The following is a 17,042-nucleotide window of genomic DNA, read 5'->3' as shown; positions in this document are numbered from 1 at the left end:
CGGCATCCGATATTTTAAACCTGCAGAAGGATCTGGCAGGAAGTGCACTTCCTCTCAGTAAACAGGGAGATCCAAATGTCATTTATAATCCATATTCCAGAGATGAGCTAAAAAAGCTGTTTCCGGATGGGACAATAGAACCGTTTTTAAAGGCTGCAGGGCTGGACAAACCTGACACGTACATCGTGGTTCAGGAGGATCAGATAAAAAAGATAAGCGGATATTTAAACGAAGAATCTCTCCCGCTCTTAAAACAGTATACCATATTCTGCCTGGTAAATGATTTTGCCCCAAGTCTGACTCCTGAAATTAGAGACAGCTATCTGGAATGGAACAATTTAAGAAGGGGAATTAAAGAAAGAAAAACAGATGAAAAGCTGGCCAGTGAGCTGACTCAGAACATACTGGGTTTTGAATTTGGCAGGCTTTATGTCGATAAATGCTTTTCCAAGTCGGACAAAAAAGATATTGAGTCCATGATACGCCTGATTCTTACCTTTTATAAAAAGCAGATTGAAAACCTGACCTGGATGAGTGATGAGACAAAGGCATCTGCAATAAGAAAACTGGAGCATATGAATCTTAAAGTAGGATATCCGGACAAATGGCCCGATGATTATAAGGAGGCTGGGGTGGTATCACCTGAAGACGGAGGAAATTTAATAGACAATGTACTTTCTCTTCAGAAAGCCCTGATTGAGGTTAATAAAAAGAAATACAGCGAACCTGTGGATAAAGGCGAGTGGGGTATGACTCCCCAGACTGTAAATGCCTATTATAATCCTACAGCCAATGAGATTGTATTCCCAGCGGCGATTCTCCAATCCCCATTTTATGATTCCAAGGCAGATTTTGCCTCCAATTTAGGCGGAATCGGAATGGTGATGGCCCATGAGGTGAGCCATGCATTTGATTCCTCTGGCTCTCTTTATGATGAGAATGGAAATTATCATGTATGGTGGACGAAAGAGGACAGGGCGAAATTTGATGAACTGGCGAAACAGGTGGAGGAATACTACAGCGGAATGGATGGATTTGAGGGGAGAAAGGTAAATGGTGCCCAGACCTTAAATGAAAACATTGCAGATCTGGGGTCTATGGCCTGTATTACGGCGATTGCAGGAGAAAAAGGCGGCGATTTAAAACTTTTGTTCCGCCAGTATGCAACCATCTGGGCTTCTAAGTATACTCCGGAAACCATGATTGACCGTCTTAATACGGATCCTCATTCTCCGGCGAAGGTCAGGGTCAATGGAGTGCTTAGTGCCACAGATGCATTTTATAAGACGTATCCGGAAATAAAAGAGGGTGACGCCATGTATGTGGCTCCTGATAAAAGGGTAAAGATCTGGTAGAAACGAATCACGGAAGCTGGGGTATATTATATGCCCTGGCTTTTATGTTGTATTATTGTTGATGCGCTATTGTTTAATTGAAAATGAAATCTTGCAGAATTCTGCTAAAATCAATGTGGTAAAAATATATTTGGAGTTTACTTATATGAAATTATATACTGATTATAGAAAGGAGGGCGTTTCAATGGTAGAAATCTATGATATATTGCAGGCTTTCTCTTCAGGTTCTTATATAACAGCAGAAACACTGGCGGATCGTTTTAAAGTAAGTACAAAAACGATCCGCATGCGAATAAAGGAAATAAATGATACTGCAGTCCAATATGGTTTTTCAATCGAATCAAAACCGCGATACGGATATATGTTATCGTTAAAAGAAGACAATAGATTAGATGAATTTTTAAATAGCAGACAGAATATCAATATTCCTGATAACGTAGCAGACAGAATCAACTATTTGCTGGCTTATCTGCTGAATTATAATGGTTATATAAAATTGGATGATTTATGCAGTTTTTTATTTGTGTCCAGACCAACCATGCAGAATACAATAAAAGAAGTGGAAGATATTCTGGAACAATATAATCTGAAAATTCAGCGAAAGCCTAATTATGGCATCACGATAGTTGGAGAAGAATTTGACTGCAGAAGATGTATTGGTGATTTTTTTGTTAAAAGAAATAAACTGAATATCATTAATGATAAGTATAAGGGTAATAAAATAAAGAATATTGCAGATATTGTCATTCCCATGCTTCAGAAATATGACATCTATCTTTCGGAGACAGCATTGGAGACTTTTCTTGAACAGATATACGTCGCTCTGCTGCGAATGAAAAGAGGCAAATATGTTTCATTTGAAAGGAATGATATCAATAATTTTGCAGTTAAGGAGTGGGAATTTGCCAGTGAGTTGATGGAGGTTCTGGCAAACCTGGAAAATCTTGAAATTGATTCTCTTACGATGCAGATGCTGGATTCGGTTAATAATCAGTTTAAAATGGATTTCAGAGTTAATTTTGAGATTCGTATGATGCTTAACCAGCATATGGTGCCATTGGATATCAGAATTAAATATGATATCCAGTCTAAAAATCCGCTGCTTGATGAAATTAAAAGTAAATACATCATGGCTTATACGATAGCAGCCCATGCATCCACAGTTCTTACCGAGCATTACAGAAAAAAGATATCAGAAAGTGAAATCGGTTATCTGGCTTTAATTTTTGCACTTGCTATTGAGCAGAATGTAAAGATCCAGAAAACCAATATATTGATTGTCTGCAGTTCCGGGAAAGGAAGTTCCAGACTGCTCGCTTATAAATATAAAAAAGAGTTTGGAGAATATCTCAATGAGATTTATGTTTGTGATTTAACAGAATTAAAATCATTTGATTTCTCGAAAGTATCGTTTGTATTGACCACAGTATCCATTGCTGTTTATGTGCCAAAGCCGGTTTTGGAAGTCGGGCTGTTTTTGGGAGATACAGACAGGGTGGCTGTTCGGGAGTTATTTGAGACAGGAGAAAAAAGATATCTCCGCAAATATTATAAAGAAGATGCATTTTTTGTTGGCATTGAAGGTAACAATAAGGAGGATATCTTAAAAAATTTATGTGACAGAATAGAAAAACAGAAGAAGCTTCCTGAAGGTTTTTATGAGGCAGTCTTAAAGCGTGAGGGTTTGGCCCAGACAGATTTTGGTAATTTTATTGCAATGCCTCACCCTTATAAGACAATGACAGAAGAAACATTGGTCTATATTGCAGTCCTAAAAGAACCAGTTCTTTGGACTAAATATGAAGTACAGGTGATTTTCCTCATATCGGTTGGTACGAAAGAAGATTCTGATCTAAATAAATTTTATGAGGATACCACAAAATTAATCCTGAAAGCGGAAGCAGTAAAGTACTTAATAAAAAATCCTGAATATGAAGTTCTGATGGATTTATTAAGGCAGAGACAATACCACATTGAATAGTTTTCCATATTCAATGTGGTATATTAATGGCTGGTAATCGGTTTGCTTCAGAATTATAATTCATATGAAAAGCAAAGCCACGACACTTGTTTTAGGAGGAATCATTATTGATGGGACAGTTTAACCAAGAAGAAGTTATTATGAATCTGGTTGTCAACGGAGGTGACGGCAGAGGAAAGGCATTAAAGGCTATAGATGCTGCAAAGGATAATCAGATGGATCTTGCAGATCAGCTTTTAAAAGAAAGCAATGAAGCGCTGTTAAAAGCACATCAGTTTCAGACTCAGTTAATCCAGGAAAATATGGGTGAAGATGGAGAAAAACCTGATCTTTTGATGGTTCATGGTCAGGATCATTTAATGACAGCGATGCTGGCTTATGATATAGCAGCGAAAATGGTAGAAATGTATCGTATTTTTTATTCTAAAATTAATTAGGAGGTTACTATATGATTTACATAACATTAATTTGTGCAGGCGGACTTTCAACAAGTATGATGGTAAACAAAATGAAGGAAGCAGCGAAAAAGAAAAATATTGAGGTTGAGATTAACGCAATGGCATCAACTGCATTTGCATCTTATAAAAAGCCTACCGATGTACTTTTGCTGGGACCTCAGATCAACTATCTTTATGATGAGATAGTACGTGAATATGGACCAAAAGGAATTAAAATAAGTGTGATCGATATGATGGATTACGGCATGATGAACGGGGAAAAAGTTTTGGAAACTGCCCTTCAGTTATTAGATAAATAGGAATAATACAGAGGAGAAGAGTTATGGAGAATTTAAAAAATAAAATTACAGCCTTTTTTCGCCGTATCAATCCGGTAATTAATAAAATTGGTGAAAACAAATATTTACAGACTATTTCCACAACTATGATGGCAACACTTGGTCCGATTATGGTTGGCTCGGTAGCTGTACTCTTATTGGCATTTCCCGTTCCGGCAGTAAAGGAGTTTCTGCTGAAAACCGGAATGACACCTATTTTAGCAATAGTAAATTCTGTTACAATCGGTGGTCTGGCTCTTTACGTTACGGTATTAATTGCCAGAAACCTAGTAAACAGAATGCTGCCGGATGAAGATGGTTCTATGGCAGGTGCGCTGTCTTTGATGTGTTTTCTGATTATCACGCCTTTAGGCAAAACTGCAGATGGGATAGGAGCGATTCCTACCACCTGGTTAGGAGCTCAAGGCGTTTTTACAGCTATGATAGTGGGGCTTTTGGTAGGAAGAATATTTGTATTTTTCCGCCAGAAAAATTGGACGATTAAAATGCCTGACAGCGTTCCACCTATGGTAACCAAGACATTTGACTCTTTACTGCCTTGCTTTGCATTAGGATTTCTCTTTATTATTGTGAACCGGGTTTTCTCTGTAACTCCGTTTGGTTCCCTGCATCAGTGTATTTATTCTATTATACAGAAACCGATACAGGGAATTGGAAGTACACTGCCTGCAACCATATTAACAAGCTTTCTGATGCAGATTCTCTGGTTCTTTGGTATTCATGGAACTAATATTGTGAGTCCTATTGTGACACCGTTCCGTCTGGCACTTGATACAGAAAATATGACAGCACTTGCAGCAGGACTGCCTCTTCCAAACATTGTTGGAAACGGATTTTTTAGTATTGTCTGCTGGGGGGGTTCTGCATTAGGACTGGTCTTTTGGATGCTTCGTTCCAAAAGCAAGCAGTACAGACAGTTGGGTAAAGTTGCATTCATTCCGGCATTATTCGGAATCACCGAACCTGTAATTTTTGGTACACCGCTTGTATTTAATTTTGATTTTTTAATTCCATTTGTTACAAATAACTCCATCAACCTTTGTATTGCTTATTTTCTTACGAAAATTGGCATAGTGGAACGATGTTCAGGAGTTCAGCCTATTTTCGGGCTGCCTCTGGGATTTCACGCCATGGTAGGAGGCAGTTTCTCTATTGTTTTCCTGCAGTTATTTTTACAGCTTATTGTTTCCCCGATTCTCTGGTACCCATGGTTTAAACGTGCAGAGAAAAAGGCACTTTTGAGGGAGCAGCAAGAAGAGACTTAATCGTTTTACAGAACTTAACGAATCAGGAGGTGGGCTTATGCCACGTATTATTCTGCCAATCAATCAGGACTGGTTTTTTGAAAAGTATAAAGCAAATCCAGAGTCGTTCTCCATGCGAGGAGAGCCAGTCTGTCTGCCGCATACCTGGAATGACGATACAAATCATGACTATCAAAGGGGAGTATATGCTTATACGAAGGATCTTGTACTGGACAGGCAGCATAAGGGAAATGAGCTTTATCTTGAATTCCTGGGAGCCAATATCGTTTGTACCGTATATTTGAATCAGGAATTGATAGGAACCCATAGAGGCGGATATTCGACTTTTCGATTCGATATTACAAACCATTTCCGTTGGGAAGAAAAAAATCTTCTTACCGTATTGGTGGATAACCGTCAGACAGAAGATGTATCTCCTCTCATGGGAGACTTCACTATGTTTGGCGGTTTATACAGAGAGGTAAATGTTATTTCTGTACCACAGGTCCATTTTGACCTGCTTCATTATGGCTCTCCCGGAATTAAGCTTTTGACAGAAATGAATGGAGAGACAGAAGGAGTTCTTACTCTGGAGGCATTTGTAAAGGAAAAAGGAGATGAAACAATAACCTACTCTCTTTTTGATCCAAATGGAAATCTGGTATTGAAAAAAACAGTACCGGTGTCAGATAAATGTAATAGATTTACCATATCAAATCCCGTGCTGTGGAATGGTATGAAAAAACCAGCTCTGTATCGCCTGCAGGCAGTATTGTCTGCAGGAGGACAGGATTATGATGAAATAGAGCTGACCTGCGGGTTTAGGTATTTTAAACTGACTGCGGATGGAGGAATGTATCTGAATGGGGAGCACACCCGTCTTCATGGAGTTGGAATTCACCAGGACAGGGAAGGCTTTGGCAACGCAGTTGAGAGAAAAGACCGAGAGGAAGATTTTACACTGATCCGCGAGATGGGGGCAGATATGATCCGGCTTACCCACTATCCTCATGCACCTTATATATATGATATGTGTGACAGAGATGGGTTTGTAGTCTGGAGTGAGATTCCAATGCTGAGTCTGACAGATAACAAACAGCTGTTTGAAAATGCATGTCAGCAATTAACGGAACTGATTCTTCAAAACTGTCATCATCCATCGGTTTTTTTCTGGGGTATACAAAATGAAATTGCCATGTTTGGCGAAAATTCATATATGTATGAATCTGTGGAGAAACTGAATGTGCTTGCCAGGGAATTAGATAGAACCAGGCTGACCGCCTGCGCGAATTTAAAAAATGTGGAACCGGAAAGTAAGATGAACCGGATTACTGATATAGTGGGATACAATTTATATTATGGCTGGTACTATGGAGAAATACAGGATTATCAGGATTTCTTTGATGGATTTAAGAAAGAAAATCCTGAAGTCTGTCTTGGTATTTCCGAATATGGAGTGGATTGTAATCTCAGTTTTCACAGTGATGCCCCGAAACGAAAAGATTATTCAGAAGAGTATCAGTGTCTTTTCCATGAGAAAGCATATGGGATTTTTGAAAGTAATCCATGGCTGTGGGGAAGTGTAATCTGGAATATGTTTGATTTTGGCAGTGCAATCCGGGATGAAGGAGGCACAAAAGGAAAGAATGCCAAAGGACTGGTAAGTTATGACCGGTCCATAAAGAAGGATGCTTTTTATTATTATAAGGCATGCTGGAGCAGCCAACCTTTTGTTCATGTTACAGGAAGGCGATATGACAGACGCAGTCACAAGACAGTTGATATAAAAGTATACTCTAATCAATCAAGAGTAAGACTGTATGTAAATGGAAGACCTGTCGGGGAATTAATGGGAGACCGCATATTCATATTTGAAGGCATCAGCCTTTTAAACGGAGAAAACCGGATTGAAGCGGTATCTGGAGGACTCCATGATGAAATGATATTAAAAAAGGTTGAGGAACCGGTGCAGGAATTTACCTATATTGACCCGAATCCTGGTTTTAATGTTAAAAACTGGTTTCTAGATGAAAGTGAAGAATTATCTCCGGATCTGTACTATTCGCTATGGGATACAGTTGGAGCTTTAAAGGAAAATCCTGATACCTGGAAGATATTAAAAGACGATCTGCCCAGGCTCTGGGAGGACCCCACATTTGAAAAGAGGGTCCATTATGAGCTGTTTAAGCTGATTAACCGGAGAAGCAGTGCTTTTGATGAAAGTAAAGTAAAAGAAGTAAATGAAAAACTGATGAAAATAAGAAAATAAGAATACCATTCACAAGGAGATACGCCGTCACGGTTGTATCTCCTTGTGAGTTTTTGCTGATTGCCAGAGACATGATTATAATGGTAAAAATATACCAATAAGAAAATTAATTAATAAAAATCTTGACAATTGACAAGAGTTAGATTATACTAACTAATGAGAAATGGGAATGATTATCAATAATAAAATGAAAGAAGATGATACATGATGCCTTTAACAATGGTTAAAGCAGGAGAGCCTAATGTAATACGTAAAATTGGCGGAAAAGAAGAGACAAGACGTTTTTTAGAAAACCTGGGTTTTGTTACCGGCGGAGTTGTGACTGTTGTTTCTGAAATCAGCGGAAACATGATTGTGAATGTTAAAGATTCCAGAGTTGCCATAGGAAAAGATATGGCTAATAAGATCATGGTGGGATAGAAAAGGAGAAAAGACGATGACATTAAAGGATATTCCGTGCGGTAAAACCGTGAAGGTTACCAGGTTGAATGGAGAAGGTCCCGTGAAGAGAAGAATTATGGATATGGGAATTACAAAAGGTGTTGATGTTTATGTGAGGAAGGTTGCTCCTCTTGGTGATCCGGTTGAGGTATCTGTAAGAGGTTATGAGCTTTCCCTGCGGAAGGCAGATGCAGAAATGATCTTAGTGGAATAATTTTTTTTACCTATTAGTTAGGCGAGACTAATACCAGACAAATCAATTGCTGACAGGCAGAAAGAGGTAGAGTATGTCAATTAAAATTGCATTAGCAGGTAATCCCAACTGCGGAAAGACGACGTTATTTAATGCGCTGACGGGATCAAATCAGTTTGTGGGGAACTGGCCGGGCGTTACCGTTGAGAAAAAAGAAGGAAAACTCAAAGGTCATAAAGATGTGATTATTATGGACCTTCCGGGTATTTATTCACTTTCTCCTTACACACTGGAAGAAGTGGTAGCGAGAAATTATCTGATCGGGGAGCGGCCTGATGCGATTTTGAATATCGTGGACGGAACAAACATCGAACGAAATTTATACTTATCCACCCAGCTCATGGAGCTTGGAATTCCTGTGATCATGGCAGTCAACATGATGGACATCGTGGAAAAGAACGGGGATAAGATTCATATTAGTAAATTAAGCGAAAAGCTTGGCTGTGAAGTTGTGGAGATCTCTGCACTGAAAGGCACCGGAATCGTGAAAGCCGCTGAAAAAGCAGTTGCATTGGCAAGTCAGAGCAATAGCAAGACTCCTGTACATAAATTTGCGGCTGAGTTGGAATCTGTTCTGGATTCCATTGAAGAGAAGCTGGGTAATGACATTCCTGAGGAACAGAAGCGTTTCTTTGCAATTAAGCTGCTGGAAAAGGATGAAAAAATCCAGACTCAGATGAAGCGTGTGCCGGATGTAACGGAAGAGATCACCCGGATTGAACGGGAGATGGATGATGATACAGAGAGCATCATTACAAATGAACGGTATGTTTATATTTCTTCCATTATTGGTCAGTGCTATACAAAAGGCAAAAGGAACAATATGACTATCTCGGATAAAATTGACCGGGTGGTTACTAACCGGTTCCTGGCTCTGCCCATCTTTGCAGCTGTGATGTTTCTTGTTTACTATGTTTCTGTTACAACCGTTGGCTCATGGGCAACGGACTGGGCAAATGACGGACTCTTTGGGGATGGCTTCAGCTTTTTTGGTATTGATGTTCCCGGCGTGCCGGTAGTCATAGGAGGAATCTTAACAGCAGTTGGTTGCGCAGACTGGCTCCAGGGACTGATTCTTGACGGAATTGTAGCTGGTGTAGGAGCTGTATTAGGTTTTGTGCCCCAGATGCTGGTACTCTTTGTATTCCTTGCTTTCCTGGAAAGCTGCGGCTATATGGCCCGCGTAGCATTTATTATGGACCGTATCTTCCGTAAATTTGGCCTTTCCGGTAAATCTTTTATACCCATGCTGATTGGAAGCGGATGCGGCGTACCTGGAATCATGGCTTCCCGTACCATTGAAAATGACCGTGACCGTAAGATGACAATCATGACAACAACTTTCATTCCCTGCGGTGCCAAGCTTCCTATTATCGCGCTGATCGCAGGTGCACTTTTCGGCGGAGCATCCTGGGTAGCACCAAGTGCCTATTTTGTGGGAATTGCGGCAATTATCTGTTCCGGTATCATTTTAAAGAAAACCAGAATATTCTCTGGTGATCCGGCACCTTTCGTTATGGAACTTCCAGCTTACCATATGCCTACAGCAGGTAATGTTTTAAGAAGTATGTGGGAGCGGGGCTGGTCCTTTATTAAAAAAGCAGGAACAATCATTTTATTATCAACCATTGTTGTATGGTTTGCTTCCTATTTTGGCTGGGTAGATGGCCAGTTTAAAATGCTGGAAGCAATGGAACTTGACCACAGTATTCTGGCAAAGCTGGGAAGTACAATCAGCTGGCTCTTTATTCCTCTTGGCTGGGGAGACTGGAAGTCTGCAGTGGCAGCGATTACCGGACTGGTAGCAAAAGAAAATGTAGTTGGAACCTTCGGTGTGCTCTATGGATTTGCGGAAGTTGCAGAGGATGGCACTGAAATCTGGGGTACTCTCGCCGGAAGTATGACAGCAGTTGCTGCCTATTCCTTCCTGGTGTTTAATCTTCTCTGCGCTCCATGCTTTGCAGCCATGGGTGCAATTAAGCGGGAGATGAATAGTGCCAGATGGTTCTGGTTTGCAGTGGGATATCAGACACTTCTTGCATATGTAGCAGCGCTTTGCGTATATCAGGTAGGAACCTTAATCACAACCGGATCCTTTGGATTCTTTACAGCAGTAGCATTTGTACTGATTGCAGTTTTCATTTATCTGCTTGTCAGACCTGAAAAAGCAGCAGGAAGAGCAAAGATAAAATTAACAAGCGCTGCCGGTACCAAATAAAACGGCAATCATAAATGAGCCTGCATAGATAATGCAGGCTCAAGATATCAGGAGGTATTATATGGGAACATTTGCAGTTGCAGCAGTTGTCATCGGAGTGGTGGCATTGATTATAAGAAACATGATTCGGGATAAGAAAAACGGAAAATCCATTCAGTGCGGCGGGCAGTGCAAAGACTGCGGAGGACATTGCCATTAACACACGGATCTTTAAAATTCCTGCAGTCTTATGCTTATAAATGGAGGTGGAGAAATGGAAATGCACACAAATATTACGGATAAGAGAAGAGCACCTGATTCCAGAAGTTATCACAGAAACAAGATGCAGAAGGAGCTGATTATTGAAAGACTGAAGGGAAAAGGCTGCAGAATCACGAAGCAGCGGCTCACACTTTTGGATATCATTCTGGAGCATGAGTGCTCCAGTTGTAAGGAAATCTATTACAAAGCCACCAGAGTTGACGAGAGCATCGGTGCAGCAACCGTCTATCGTATGGTGAATGTATTAGAGGAAATAGGAGCGATCAGCAGAAAGAATATGTATAAGATCGCTTATTCAGATAGCTGCTCCATGGAGGATGCCTGTACGGTTGTTCTGGATGACGAGACTACTTATCACCTTTCAGCAAAAAAATGGAACTCTGTTGTCCGTGCGGGATTATCAGCCTGCGGATATCTGGACAATCAGAAGATCTCTTCCATTTCTATAAAACCTTGTGAATGTGAAAATGCCGGTTGTTACTAATTTTGAGTTAGATTGAACTAACTAATAAAGCGGGTATAAAAGAGTATGAAAAATAAGTCAGGATTTGAGTTATACAATAATGGAATTGATTATCATGAAATCATTGAATGCATCGTTAGTGCGTTAGACGCCAAAGATCCTTATACTGCGGGGCATTCTCAAAGGGTCAGCGATATGGCGCTGGCCCTTTCCGGGTTTTTAAAACTTGAGAGAGAAGAAACAGAACGGATTCACATTGCCGCTCATCTTCATGATATCGGCAAGATTGGAGTTCCTGACGCAGTATTAAACAAACCCGACAGGCTTTCTCCTGATGAATGGACAGCCATGAAAAAGCATCCACAGACTGGCGCCCAGATTCTAAGCAAGTCCCGTCATTTAAATGAACTGAAGGACATTGTTCTTCACCATCATGAACGGTATGACGGGAAAGGGTATCCTTACGGACTGAAGGGGGAGGAGATTCCTCTGGGTGCAAGAATTATTTCAGTCTGTGATTCCATCGATGCCATGACTTCTGACCGGGGATATCGGGACGCGTATTCTCTCAAGTATTGCTATGAGGAAATAAAGCGGAATCTGGGCATTATGTACGATCCTGTAATTGGCACCATGGCATTGGAACGGTGGGAGGAATTAACTGGATATACAGGTACCTCATGTAACCTTAAGATAAATCATTGTGAAATTTGATGGTTGTTATTCTGATAAAATCGTGCTAACCTAGGTAGAAGTGGAATATTTATCCATAATAATCAGCAAAGGATTTGAATGAATGATCAGGAAACAGAGTCATGCAGGTACCGTAGGAATTATAGCATTTCTGACAGCTGTTTTTATGCTGACAGGAACTATAGCTGCACTGGCAGATGATGCTTCTAAGTTTGTGCCCGGAACGAAGATTAACGGAGTTTTGGTGGGTGGAATGACTGTAGAGGAGGCAAAGGTACAGATAGAGGGTTTTTATGGAAGAGAGTATCAGCTCACCATAAAGGAAAAGGGAGATATTTCTGAATGTATTAAGGGATCGGATATCCAGTATCGGGTGGAGATTACAGATGGACTTCAGAATATACTGGCCCAGCAGAATAAAGACGGACGGATCGCCGGTCCGGATATCGACAACAGCAGTATCCTTAAGAGTACGGTTACCTATCAGGAGGAAAAGCTGAAGGAACGGCTGGATTCTCTTGCCTGTGTAAGCAGTAAGGATATTGTAGTAACACAGAATGCAACGATCTCACAGTGGCAGGAGGGACAGCCCTTCACTATCATTCCTGAGATTCAGGGGAACAGCGTGAACAGAAAGAAACTGGAGGATGCGGTACGTGGGGCATTGGCAAAGGAGACCGGGCAGATCAGCCTGGAGGAAACGGGGTGTTACGATACTGTAACCGTTACGTCCCAGGATCCTGATCTGGCAGCCAGATGTGCAGCCTTAAATCAGATCAGGGAGATGAATGTTACATATCTGTTTGGGAATCAGTCGGAAGTGCTGTCTGGAGATCAGCTTTGTACATGGATAGAAGGTGCGGATCAGGCCGGAATTCATATAAGCCCCTCAAAGGCTGCAGAATATATTCAGTATCTTGCTCAAAAGTATGATACAGCAGGTAAACCCCGCCCGTTTAAAGCTGCTGACGGCAGGGATCTGGCTGTTTCCGGTGCATATGGCTGGCGGATCAATCAGGAAGCAGAGATCCAGGCTCTTATTGCTATTGTACAAAGCGGACAGAGTCAGGAGAGAACACCCCAGTACAGCCTTGCAGCAGCTGACCGCAATGTAGACTGGGGAAATACCTATGTGGAAGCGGATATGGCAGCCCAGCATGTTTATCTGTATCAGAATGGAACTGTGGTATGGGATTCACCCTGCGTAACGGGCAATGTAGCAAAGAAGCTTACCACTCCGGAAGGCATTTATACCCTTAATTATAAGCAGACAGACCGTATTCTGCGCGGGGAGAAGAAGCCGGATGGGACCTATGAATATGAAAGTCATGTGGATTACTGGATGCCATTTAACGGAGGGATCGGGTTTCATGATGCTAACTGGAGAAGCAAATTTGGTGGAACCATTTATCAGACCAGCGGCAGTCATGGCTGCATCAACCTTCCGCCTAAGAAGGCAAAGGCTCTTTACCAGCTGATTTACACTGGGATACCGGTTATCTGCCATTATTAATAAAAGCTGTCTTATGGCCTGTTTAAATAGGCGGATAAGACGGCTTTTTTCATGCTCTTATTATTCTGGGGAACAAAATACAATAACCTTTTGTGGTGTAATTTCAGCAGGCGTGCTGGCAGATGCAGACGTGTACAGAAAAAAGAGATAGTGTCCTCCCGGATTATATAGATAATACTGTCCGTTTGTCATAAGAATCTCAGTGCTTCCGTCTGCAGGGATGTTCAGCCTGATTGTCTGATCCGTATTTAATAAATCATCATCAAAGTAATCCAGTGCGGCCATTGAGCCGTCTCTGTTTGGCGCCAGAACAACGGCCTGATACTGGGGCGGATAGATTAAGGGAACCGGAACACTGGTGTCGTATATACCGATTACCGGTTCACCAGGACGGAAAGTATGCTGTTCCAGTACAAAGGTCTGAAGGTTTACGACAAAATTAATCTGCCCCTGGCTTTGGGCGGTGACGGATAAAAGCACGGAGCAGCTTTGGCCGGTAACTGAGGTTTGAAAGGGAGTGAGGGAATTGACAACTCCGTATACAGATAAATAATTAGCCATGGTTTGGTTCTTTCCAATTGTTCTTATCCATATCATATGAAGGGCGTGAAGTCAATATGAATTTTGTGGATATATGAGGGCGAATCGTAATAAAAAAGTCAAGAAATATACCATAAATGTTTAGACATATTTCGCGGTTTTACGATATAATAATACATGAATAAAAAGGCTAGTTAAGAGGTAGGAAATAAATGGATAAGCAAAAACCCCACAGCAGGAAGAAAAAGTCATTGGGAATCGGTGGGCTGGCTGTAATTGGAGGCGGGTCCGTTGCCGTAGTCGCATTAATTGCTGCGCTTACATATTTACAGATCGGCAGACAGTATAAAGAGGTGTTCTTCCCCAACACCATTATCAATGGTATGGATGTATCCAAAAAGTCCATTGATGAGGTTAAGAAGATGGTTTCTGCCGGAATTGACGGATATCAGCTTAGTATTAAGGAGCGGGGTGACAATACCGAGATTATAAAAGGCAGCGAGATCGGTATGGAGGCGGTATTTGACGGAAGTGTGGAAAAGCTTTTGGAAGAGCAGAAACCACTTCAATGGGGGAAGCATATCAGGAATTTTCAGAATTTTGATATAGGGACTCTGGTTGAATATAATCAGGATCAGTTTGATAAGGCTGTGTCTAAGCTGTCCTGTTTTCTGGAAGATAATATAAAGGAACCAAAAAACGCCGGAATTTCCCAGTACGAGTCAGGGAAAGGATATCATATTGAAGCAGCAGATGAAGGGAATCGACCGGACCCGGATAAGGTCAGGACTCTGATATCATCTTCCGTCATGGAATTAAAGCCTGAAGTTTCCCTGGAGGAAGGCGATGCATATGTAAAACCTCAGATTACGTCAGACGATCCGGATCTGGTCAGTCAGGTACAGGCCTTAAACCGATTTGTCAATGTTAAAGTTACATATGAGTTCGGAGATAAAAAAGAGATATTAAACGGAGATACCATATCCAAATGGGTTGGAATCGGAGAAGACGGCAAGGCCTATGTAAGCAGTTCTGGGATAACGGCCTTTGTAAAGGACCTGGCTGCCAGATATGATACGGCATACAAGGCCAAGGTTCTTAATACATCCTATGGAAAGACAGTAAAGATAACCGGAGGAAGCTATGGCTGGAAGATCGACCAGAGTGGGGAAGCGGATGCACTGGCAGAGATTATTCGTTCAGGAGAAAGCCAGGAACGGGTGCCGGTATTCAAACAGAAAGCTGCCAGCTTCGGGGAGAATGATTATGGGAATACCTACGTGGAAGTAAATTTAACGGCCCAGCATTTATATTTCTATAAAGATGGGAAACTGGTCCTTGATACTGATTTCGTATCAGGTAATGAATCAAAGGGCTGGTCAACACCAGCGGGCGTTTATTCACTTACATATAAGCAAAAGGATGCGACTTTAAAAGGAGAGGATTACGCAACTCCGGTTGCTTACTGGATGCCCTTTAACGGCAATATCGGGTTTCACGACGCAACATGGAGAAAACAGTTTGGAGGAAGCATTTTCAAGACCAGTGGTTCTCATGGCTGCGTAAACCTTCCGCCGGTAATGGCAAAGACTCTTTTTGAGAATATTCCGGCTAAAGTCCCGGTACTCTGCTATCATTTACCTGGTACAGAATCAAAGACAACTTCGAGTGGAACCGTGAAGAACCCAGGTATTACACCGACAACAGGGACCACGACGACCACAGCACCGACGACAGCAGCGCCAACGACAGCAGCACCGACAACAGCACCACCACCGACGACAGCAGCACCTACAACGGCAGTGCCGACCACAGCACCGACGACCACAGCAGCCACAACTCCATCCCCACAGGAAGGACCCGGGGGAGACAACCCGCAGGAGGAAGCTGGTCCGGGAGTTTCCCAGTCCACAGGTAAGAAAAAGAAAGGCCCGGGTATGAAATAAGGAGATTGATGATCAATGCTTGATAAAGAAACCTTTGTTCCAATACAGTTTTTTAAAAAAGAGGCTTACACAGGAAGTATGAACGGAATGCGGTACCGGATTAAGAAGGAAGAAGAAGGACTTGAAGCAGCCGTATATCCGCAGCCATTCTGTTACGAAGCAACTCCCGATGAGAAAAAGATCAAAGCAGTTTTTCCCTTTTCAGTGGAGGGAAGGGAGCAGGCGATTAACTGGATCAATGAGCAGTATGTAGAGAAACAGGATCTTTGGGCTGTTGCGGACCGAAAATAAAAAAGCACAAATTAAGAATAAAGAGAAGCTGTCTTGTCACCTGACAATTGGTTGACAAGGCAGCTTCTTTGTGTTAAATTCAGGAATAGAAAAGGAAGGAGATGGCAGCTGCGGAGCCATTAAAAAAGGGATTGATCAATTAAAAAATGAATGGAGAATATGAGATGAATCATCTGTTTAAAACCAGGCTGCATGCAGCCACTTTTGTACTGATACCGGCATGCATCGGAATCAACTATTTAGGAAAACTTTTTGCCTCTGTTTTAAAACTCCCCCTTTGGCTGGATTCTATCGGAACCTGTATCGGAGGTGTACTTGGAGGTCCCATAATCGGAGCTGTCTGCGGAGCAGCAAATAATTTGATTTTTGGTTTTACTACTGGTGACTCCATCACTTTGGTCTATGCTCTGACCAGTCTGGGAATTGGAGCAGCAGTAGGAATTATGGCAAGGCTTGGACATATGGAAAAGATTTTGGGAGCGATTCTGACAGCAGTAGCAGCAGGACTTACGGCAGTTATTATCTCCACTCCTTTAAATGTTATATTCTGGGGCGGCGCAACCGGCAACGTTTGGGGAGACCTTGTGTTTGCATGGTCCCAGTCGGCTGGCCTGTCTGTATTTTTCGGTTCATTTCTTGATGAACTGGTGGTGGATGTACCGGACAAACTGATTACAGTCCTCATTGTTTTTGCTATAGTGAAAGGACTGCCAAAGAAGCTCACTTCTCTTTACGATGTTAATGATGAGGTGGAAAGTCTGGATTAAGAAAGGGTTAA

17 protein-coding genes are annotated in these 17,042 nt (G+C 41.7%); 16 read left to right on the top strand and 1 reads right to left on the bottom strand.

Annotated features, from left to right (window positions below):
• The 13 genes from RZO55_RS00345 to RZO55_RS00285 all read left to right on the top strand — a co-directional run.
• The coding region (locus RZO55_RS00345) for a M13-type metalloendopeptidase (RefSeq protein WP_318062316.1) at nt 1-1,355 on the top strand (1,355 nt) is incomplete at its 5' end.
• 184 nt (nt 1,356-1,539) lie between these two features.
• On the top strand, nt 1,540-3,336 hold the full coding sequence (locus RZO55_RS00340) for a BglG family transcription antiterminator (protein WP_318062315.1): 1,797 nt from the start codon (nt 1,540-1,542) through the stop codon (nt 3,334-3,336).
• Nucleotides 3,337-3,446: 110 nt separating this feature from the next.
• Nucleotides 3,447-3,773: a PTS lactose/cellobiose transporter subunit IIA gene (locus tag RZO55_RS00335; protein WP_318062314.1), complete on the top strand. Its 327-nt coding sequence runs from the start codon at nt 3,447-3,449 to the stop codon at nt 3,771-3,773.
• 11 nt (nt 3,774-3,784) lie between these two features.
• Nucleotides 3,785-4,093 carry a PTS sugar transporter subunit IIB gene (locus RZO55_RS00330; RefSeq protein WP_318062313.1) on the top strand — a complete coding sequence of 103 codons (309 nt, stop codon included), beginning with the start codon at nt 3,785-3,787 and terminating at the stop codon, nt 4,091-4,093.
• A gap of 23 nt (nt 4,094-4,116) precedes the next feature.
• A complete protein-coding gene (locus RZO55_RS00325) occupies nt 4,117-5,397 on the top strand; it encodes a PTS sugar transporter subunit IIC (RefSeq protein WP_318062312.1) in 1,281 nt (426 codons plus the stop codon).
• Between the two features lie 37 nt (nt 5,398-5,434).
• Nucleotides 5,435-7,645 (top strand): glycoside hydrolase family 2 protein, encoded by a 2,211-nt coding sequence (locus RZO55_RS00320; RefSeq protein ID WP_318062311.1) that lies wholly within the window; start codon nt 5,435-5,437, stop codon nt 7,643-7,645.
• A 207-nt stretch (nt 7,646-7,852) separates the two neighbouring features.
• Entirely contained in the window at nt 7,853-8,065 is a 213-nt protein-coding gene (locus RZO55_RS00315) for a FeoA family protein (protein ID WP_369293186.1), read from the top strand.
• 16 nt (nt 8,066-8,081) lie between these two features.
• A complete protein-coding gene (locus RZO55_RS00310; RefSeq protein ID WP_318062309.1) occupies nt 8,082-8,300 on the top strand; it encodes a FeoA family protein in 219 nt (72 codons plus the stop codon).
• Nucleotides 8,301-8,373: 73 nt separating this feature from the next.
• The gene (gene feoB / locus RZO55_RS00305) at nt 8,374-10,557 is read left to right on the top strand and encodes a ferrous iron transport protein B (RefSeq protein WP_318062308.1); all 2,184 of its coding nucleotides are present in this window, start codon (nt 8,374-8,376) and stop codon (nt 10,555-10,557) included.
• A 61-nt stretch (nt 10,558-10,618) separates the two neighbouring features.
• A complete protein-coding gene (locus RZO55_RS00300) occupies nt 10,619-10,756 on the top strand; it encodes a FeoB-associated Cys-rich membrane protein (RefSeq protein WP_318062307.1) in 138 nt (45 codons plus the stop codon).
• Nucleotides 10,757-10,810: 54 nt separating this feature from the next.
• Nucleotides 10,811-11,302 (top strand): transcriptional repressor, encoded by a 492-nt coding sequence (locus RZO55_RS00295; protein ID WP_318062306.1) that lies wholly within the window; start codon nt 10,811-10,813, stop codon nt 11,300-11,302.
• Between the two features lie 45 nt (nt 11,303-11,347).
• Complete coding sequence (locus RZO55_RS00290; RefSeq protein WP_318062305.1) at nt 11,348-11,995, top strand: HD-GYP domain-containing protein; 648 nt, start codon at nt 11,348-11,350, stop codon at nt 11,993-11,995.
• Nucleotides 11,996-12,077: 82 nt separating this feature from the next.
• Nucleotides 12,078-13,487 (top strand): L,D-transpeptidase family protein, encoded by a 1,410-nt coding sequence (locus RZO55_RS00285; RefSeq protein WP_318062304.1) that lies wholly within the window; start codon nt 12,078-12,080, stop codon nt 13,485-13,487.
• A gap of 60 nt (nt 13,488-13,547) precedes the next feature.
• Here RZO55_RS00285 and RZO55_RS00280 read toward each other — a convergent pair whose 3' ends face one another.
• Nucleotides 13,548-14,048 carry a hypothetical protein gene (locus tag RZO55_RS00280; RefSeq protein ID WP_318062303.1) on the bottom strand — a complete coding sequence of 167 codons (501 nt, stop codon included), beginning with the start codon at nt 14,046-14,048 and terminating at the stop codon, nt 13,548-13,550.
• Nucleotides 14,049-14,239: 191 nt separating this feature from the next.
• Between RZO55_RS00280 and RZO55_RS00275 the strand changes: the two genes are divergently transcribed.
• The 3 genes from RZO55_RS00275 (at nt 14,240) to RZO55_RS00265 (ending at nt 17,031) form a co-directional block, all read left to right on the top strand.
• The gene (locus tag RZO55_RS00275; RefSeq protein ID WP_318062302.1) at nt 14,240-15,973 is read left to right on the top strand and encodes a L,D-transpeptidase family protein; all 1,734 of its coding nucleotides are present in this window, start codon (nt 14,240-14,242) and stop codon (nt 15,971-15,973) included.
• 15 nt (nt 15,974-15,988) lie between these two features.
• Entirely contained in the window at nt 15,989-16,264 is a 276-nt protein-coding gene (locus RZO55_RS00270) for a GNAT family acetyltransferase (RefSeq protein WP_318062301.1), read from the top strand.
• 164 nt (nt 16,265-16,428) lie between these two features.
• Nucleotides 16,429-17,031 carry an ECF transporter S component gene (locus tag RZO55_RS00265; RefSeq protein WP_318062300.1) on the top strand — a complete coding sequence of 201 codons (603 nt, stop codon included), beginning with the start codon at nt 16,429-16,431 and terminating at the stop codon, nt 17,029-17,031.
• Nucleotides 17,032-17,042: the final 11 nt, after the last annotated feature.

The sequence above is a fragment of the Clostridium boliviensis genome, assembly GCF_033342255.1.
In the GTDB taxonomy this organism is placed as follows: Bacteria; Bacillota; Clostridia; order Lachnospirales; family Lachnospiraceae; genus Lacrimispora; species Lacrimispora boliviensis.
The sequence above is the reverse complement of the archived record's forward strand: the minus strand, read 5'-3'. Positions and strand labels throughout refer to the sequence as shown.

What these genes read in the sequence shown, in the direction of transcription:
- RZO55_RS00320 (WP_318062311.1), top strand. Translation starts at nt 5,435, where the DNA reads ATGCCACGTATTATTCTGCCAATCAATCAGGACTGGTTTTTTGAAAAG.
- RZO55_RS00270 (WP_318062301.1), top strand. Translation starts at nt 15,989, where the DNA reads ATGCTTGATAAAGAAACCTTTGTTCCAATACAGTTTTTTAAAAAAGAG.
- RZO55_RS00330 (WP_318062313.1), top strand. Translation starts at nt 3,785, where the DNA reads ATGATTTACATAACATTAATTTGTGCAGGCGGACTTTCAACAAGTATG.
- RZO55_RS00285 (WP_318062304.1), top strand. Translation starts at nt 12,078, where the DNA reads ATGATCAGGAAACAGAGTCATGCAGGTACCGTAGGAATTATAGCATTT.
- RZO55_RS00325 (WP_318062312.1), top strand. Translation starts at nt 4,117, where the DNA reads ATGGAGAATTTAAAAAATAAAATTACAGCCTTTTTTCGCCGTATCAAT.
- RZO55_RS00265 (WP_318062300.1), top strand. Translation starts at nt 16,429, where the DNA reads ATGAATCATCTGTTTAAAACCAGGCTGCATGCAGCCACTTTTGTACTG.
- RZO55_RS00290 (WP_318062305.1), top strand. Translation starts at nt 11,348, where the DNA reads ATGAAAAATAAGTCAGGATTTGAGTTATACAATAATGGAATTGATTAT.
- RZO55_RS00315 (WP_369293186.1), top strand. Translation starts at nt 7,853, where the DNA reads ATGCCTTTAACAATGGTTAAAGCAGGAGAGCCTAATGTAATACGTAAA.
- RZO55_RS00300 (WP_318062307.1), top strand. Translation starts at nt 10,619, where the DNA reads ATGGGAACATTTGCAGTTGCAGCAGTTGTCATCGGAGTGGTGGCATTG.
- RZO55_RS00310 (WP_318062309.1), top strand. Translation starts at nt 8,082, where the DNA reads ATGACATTAAAGGATATTCCGTGCGGTAAAACCGTGAAGGTTACCAGG.
- RZO55_RS00280 (WP_318062303.1), bottom strand. Translation starts at nt 14,048, where the DNA reads ATGGCTAATTATTTATCTGTATACGGAGTTGTCAATTCCCTCACTCCC.
- feoB (WP_318062308.1), top strand. Translation starts at nt 8,374, where the DNA reads ATGTCAATTAAAATTGCATTAGCAGGTAATCCCAACTGCGGAAAGACG.
- RZO55_RS00335 (WP_318062314.1), top strand. Translation starts at nt 3,447, where the DNA reads ATGGGACAGTTTAACCAAGAAGAAGTTATTATGAATCTGGTTGTCAAC.
- RZO55_RS00275 (WP_318062302.1), top strand. Translation starts at nt 14,240, where the DNA reads ATGGATAAGCAAAAACCCCACAGCAGGAAGAAAAAGTCATTGGGAATC.
- RZO55_RS00340 (WP_318062315.1), top strand. Translation starts at nt 1,540, where the DNA reads ATGGTAGAAATCTATGATATATTGCAGGCTTTCTCTTCAGGTTCTTAT.
- RZO55_RS00295 (WP_318062306.1), top strand. Translation starts at nt 10,811, where the DNA reads ATGGAAATGCACACAAATATTACGGATAAGAGAAGAGCACCTGATTCC.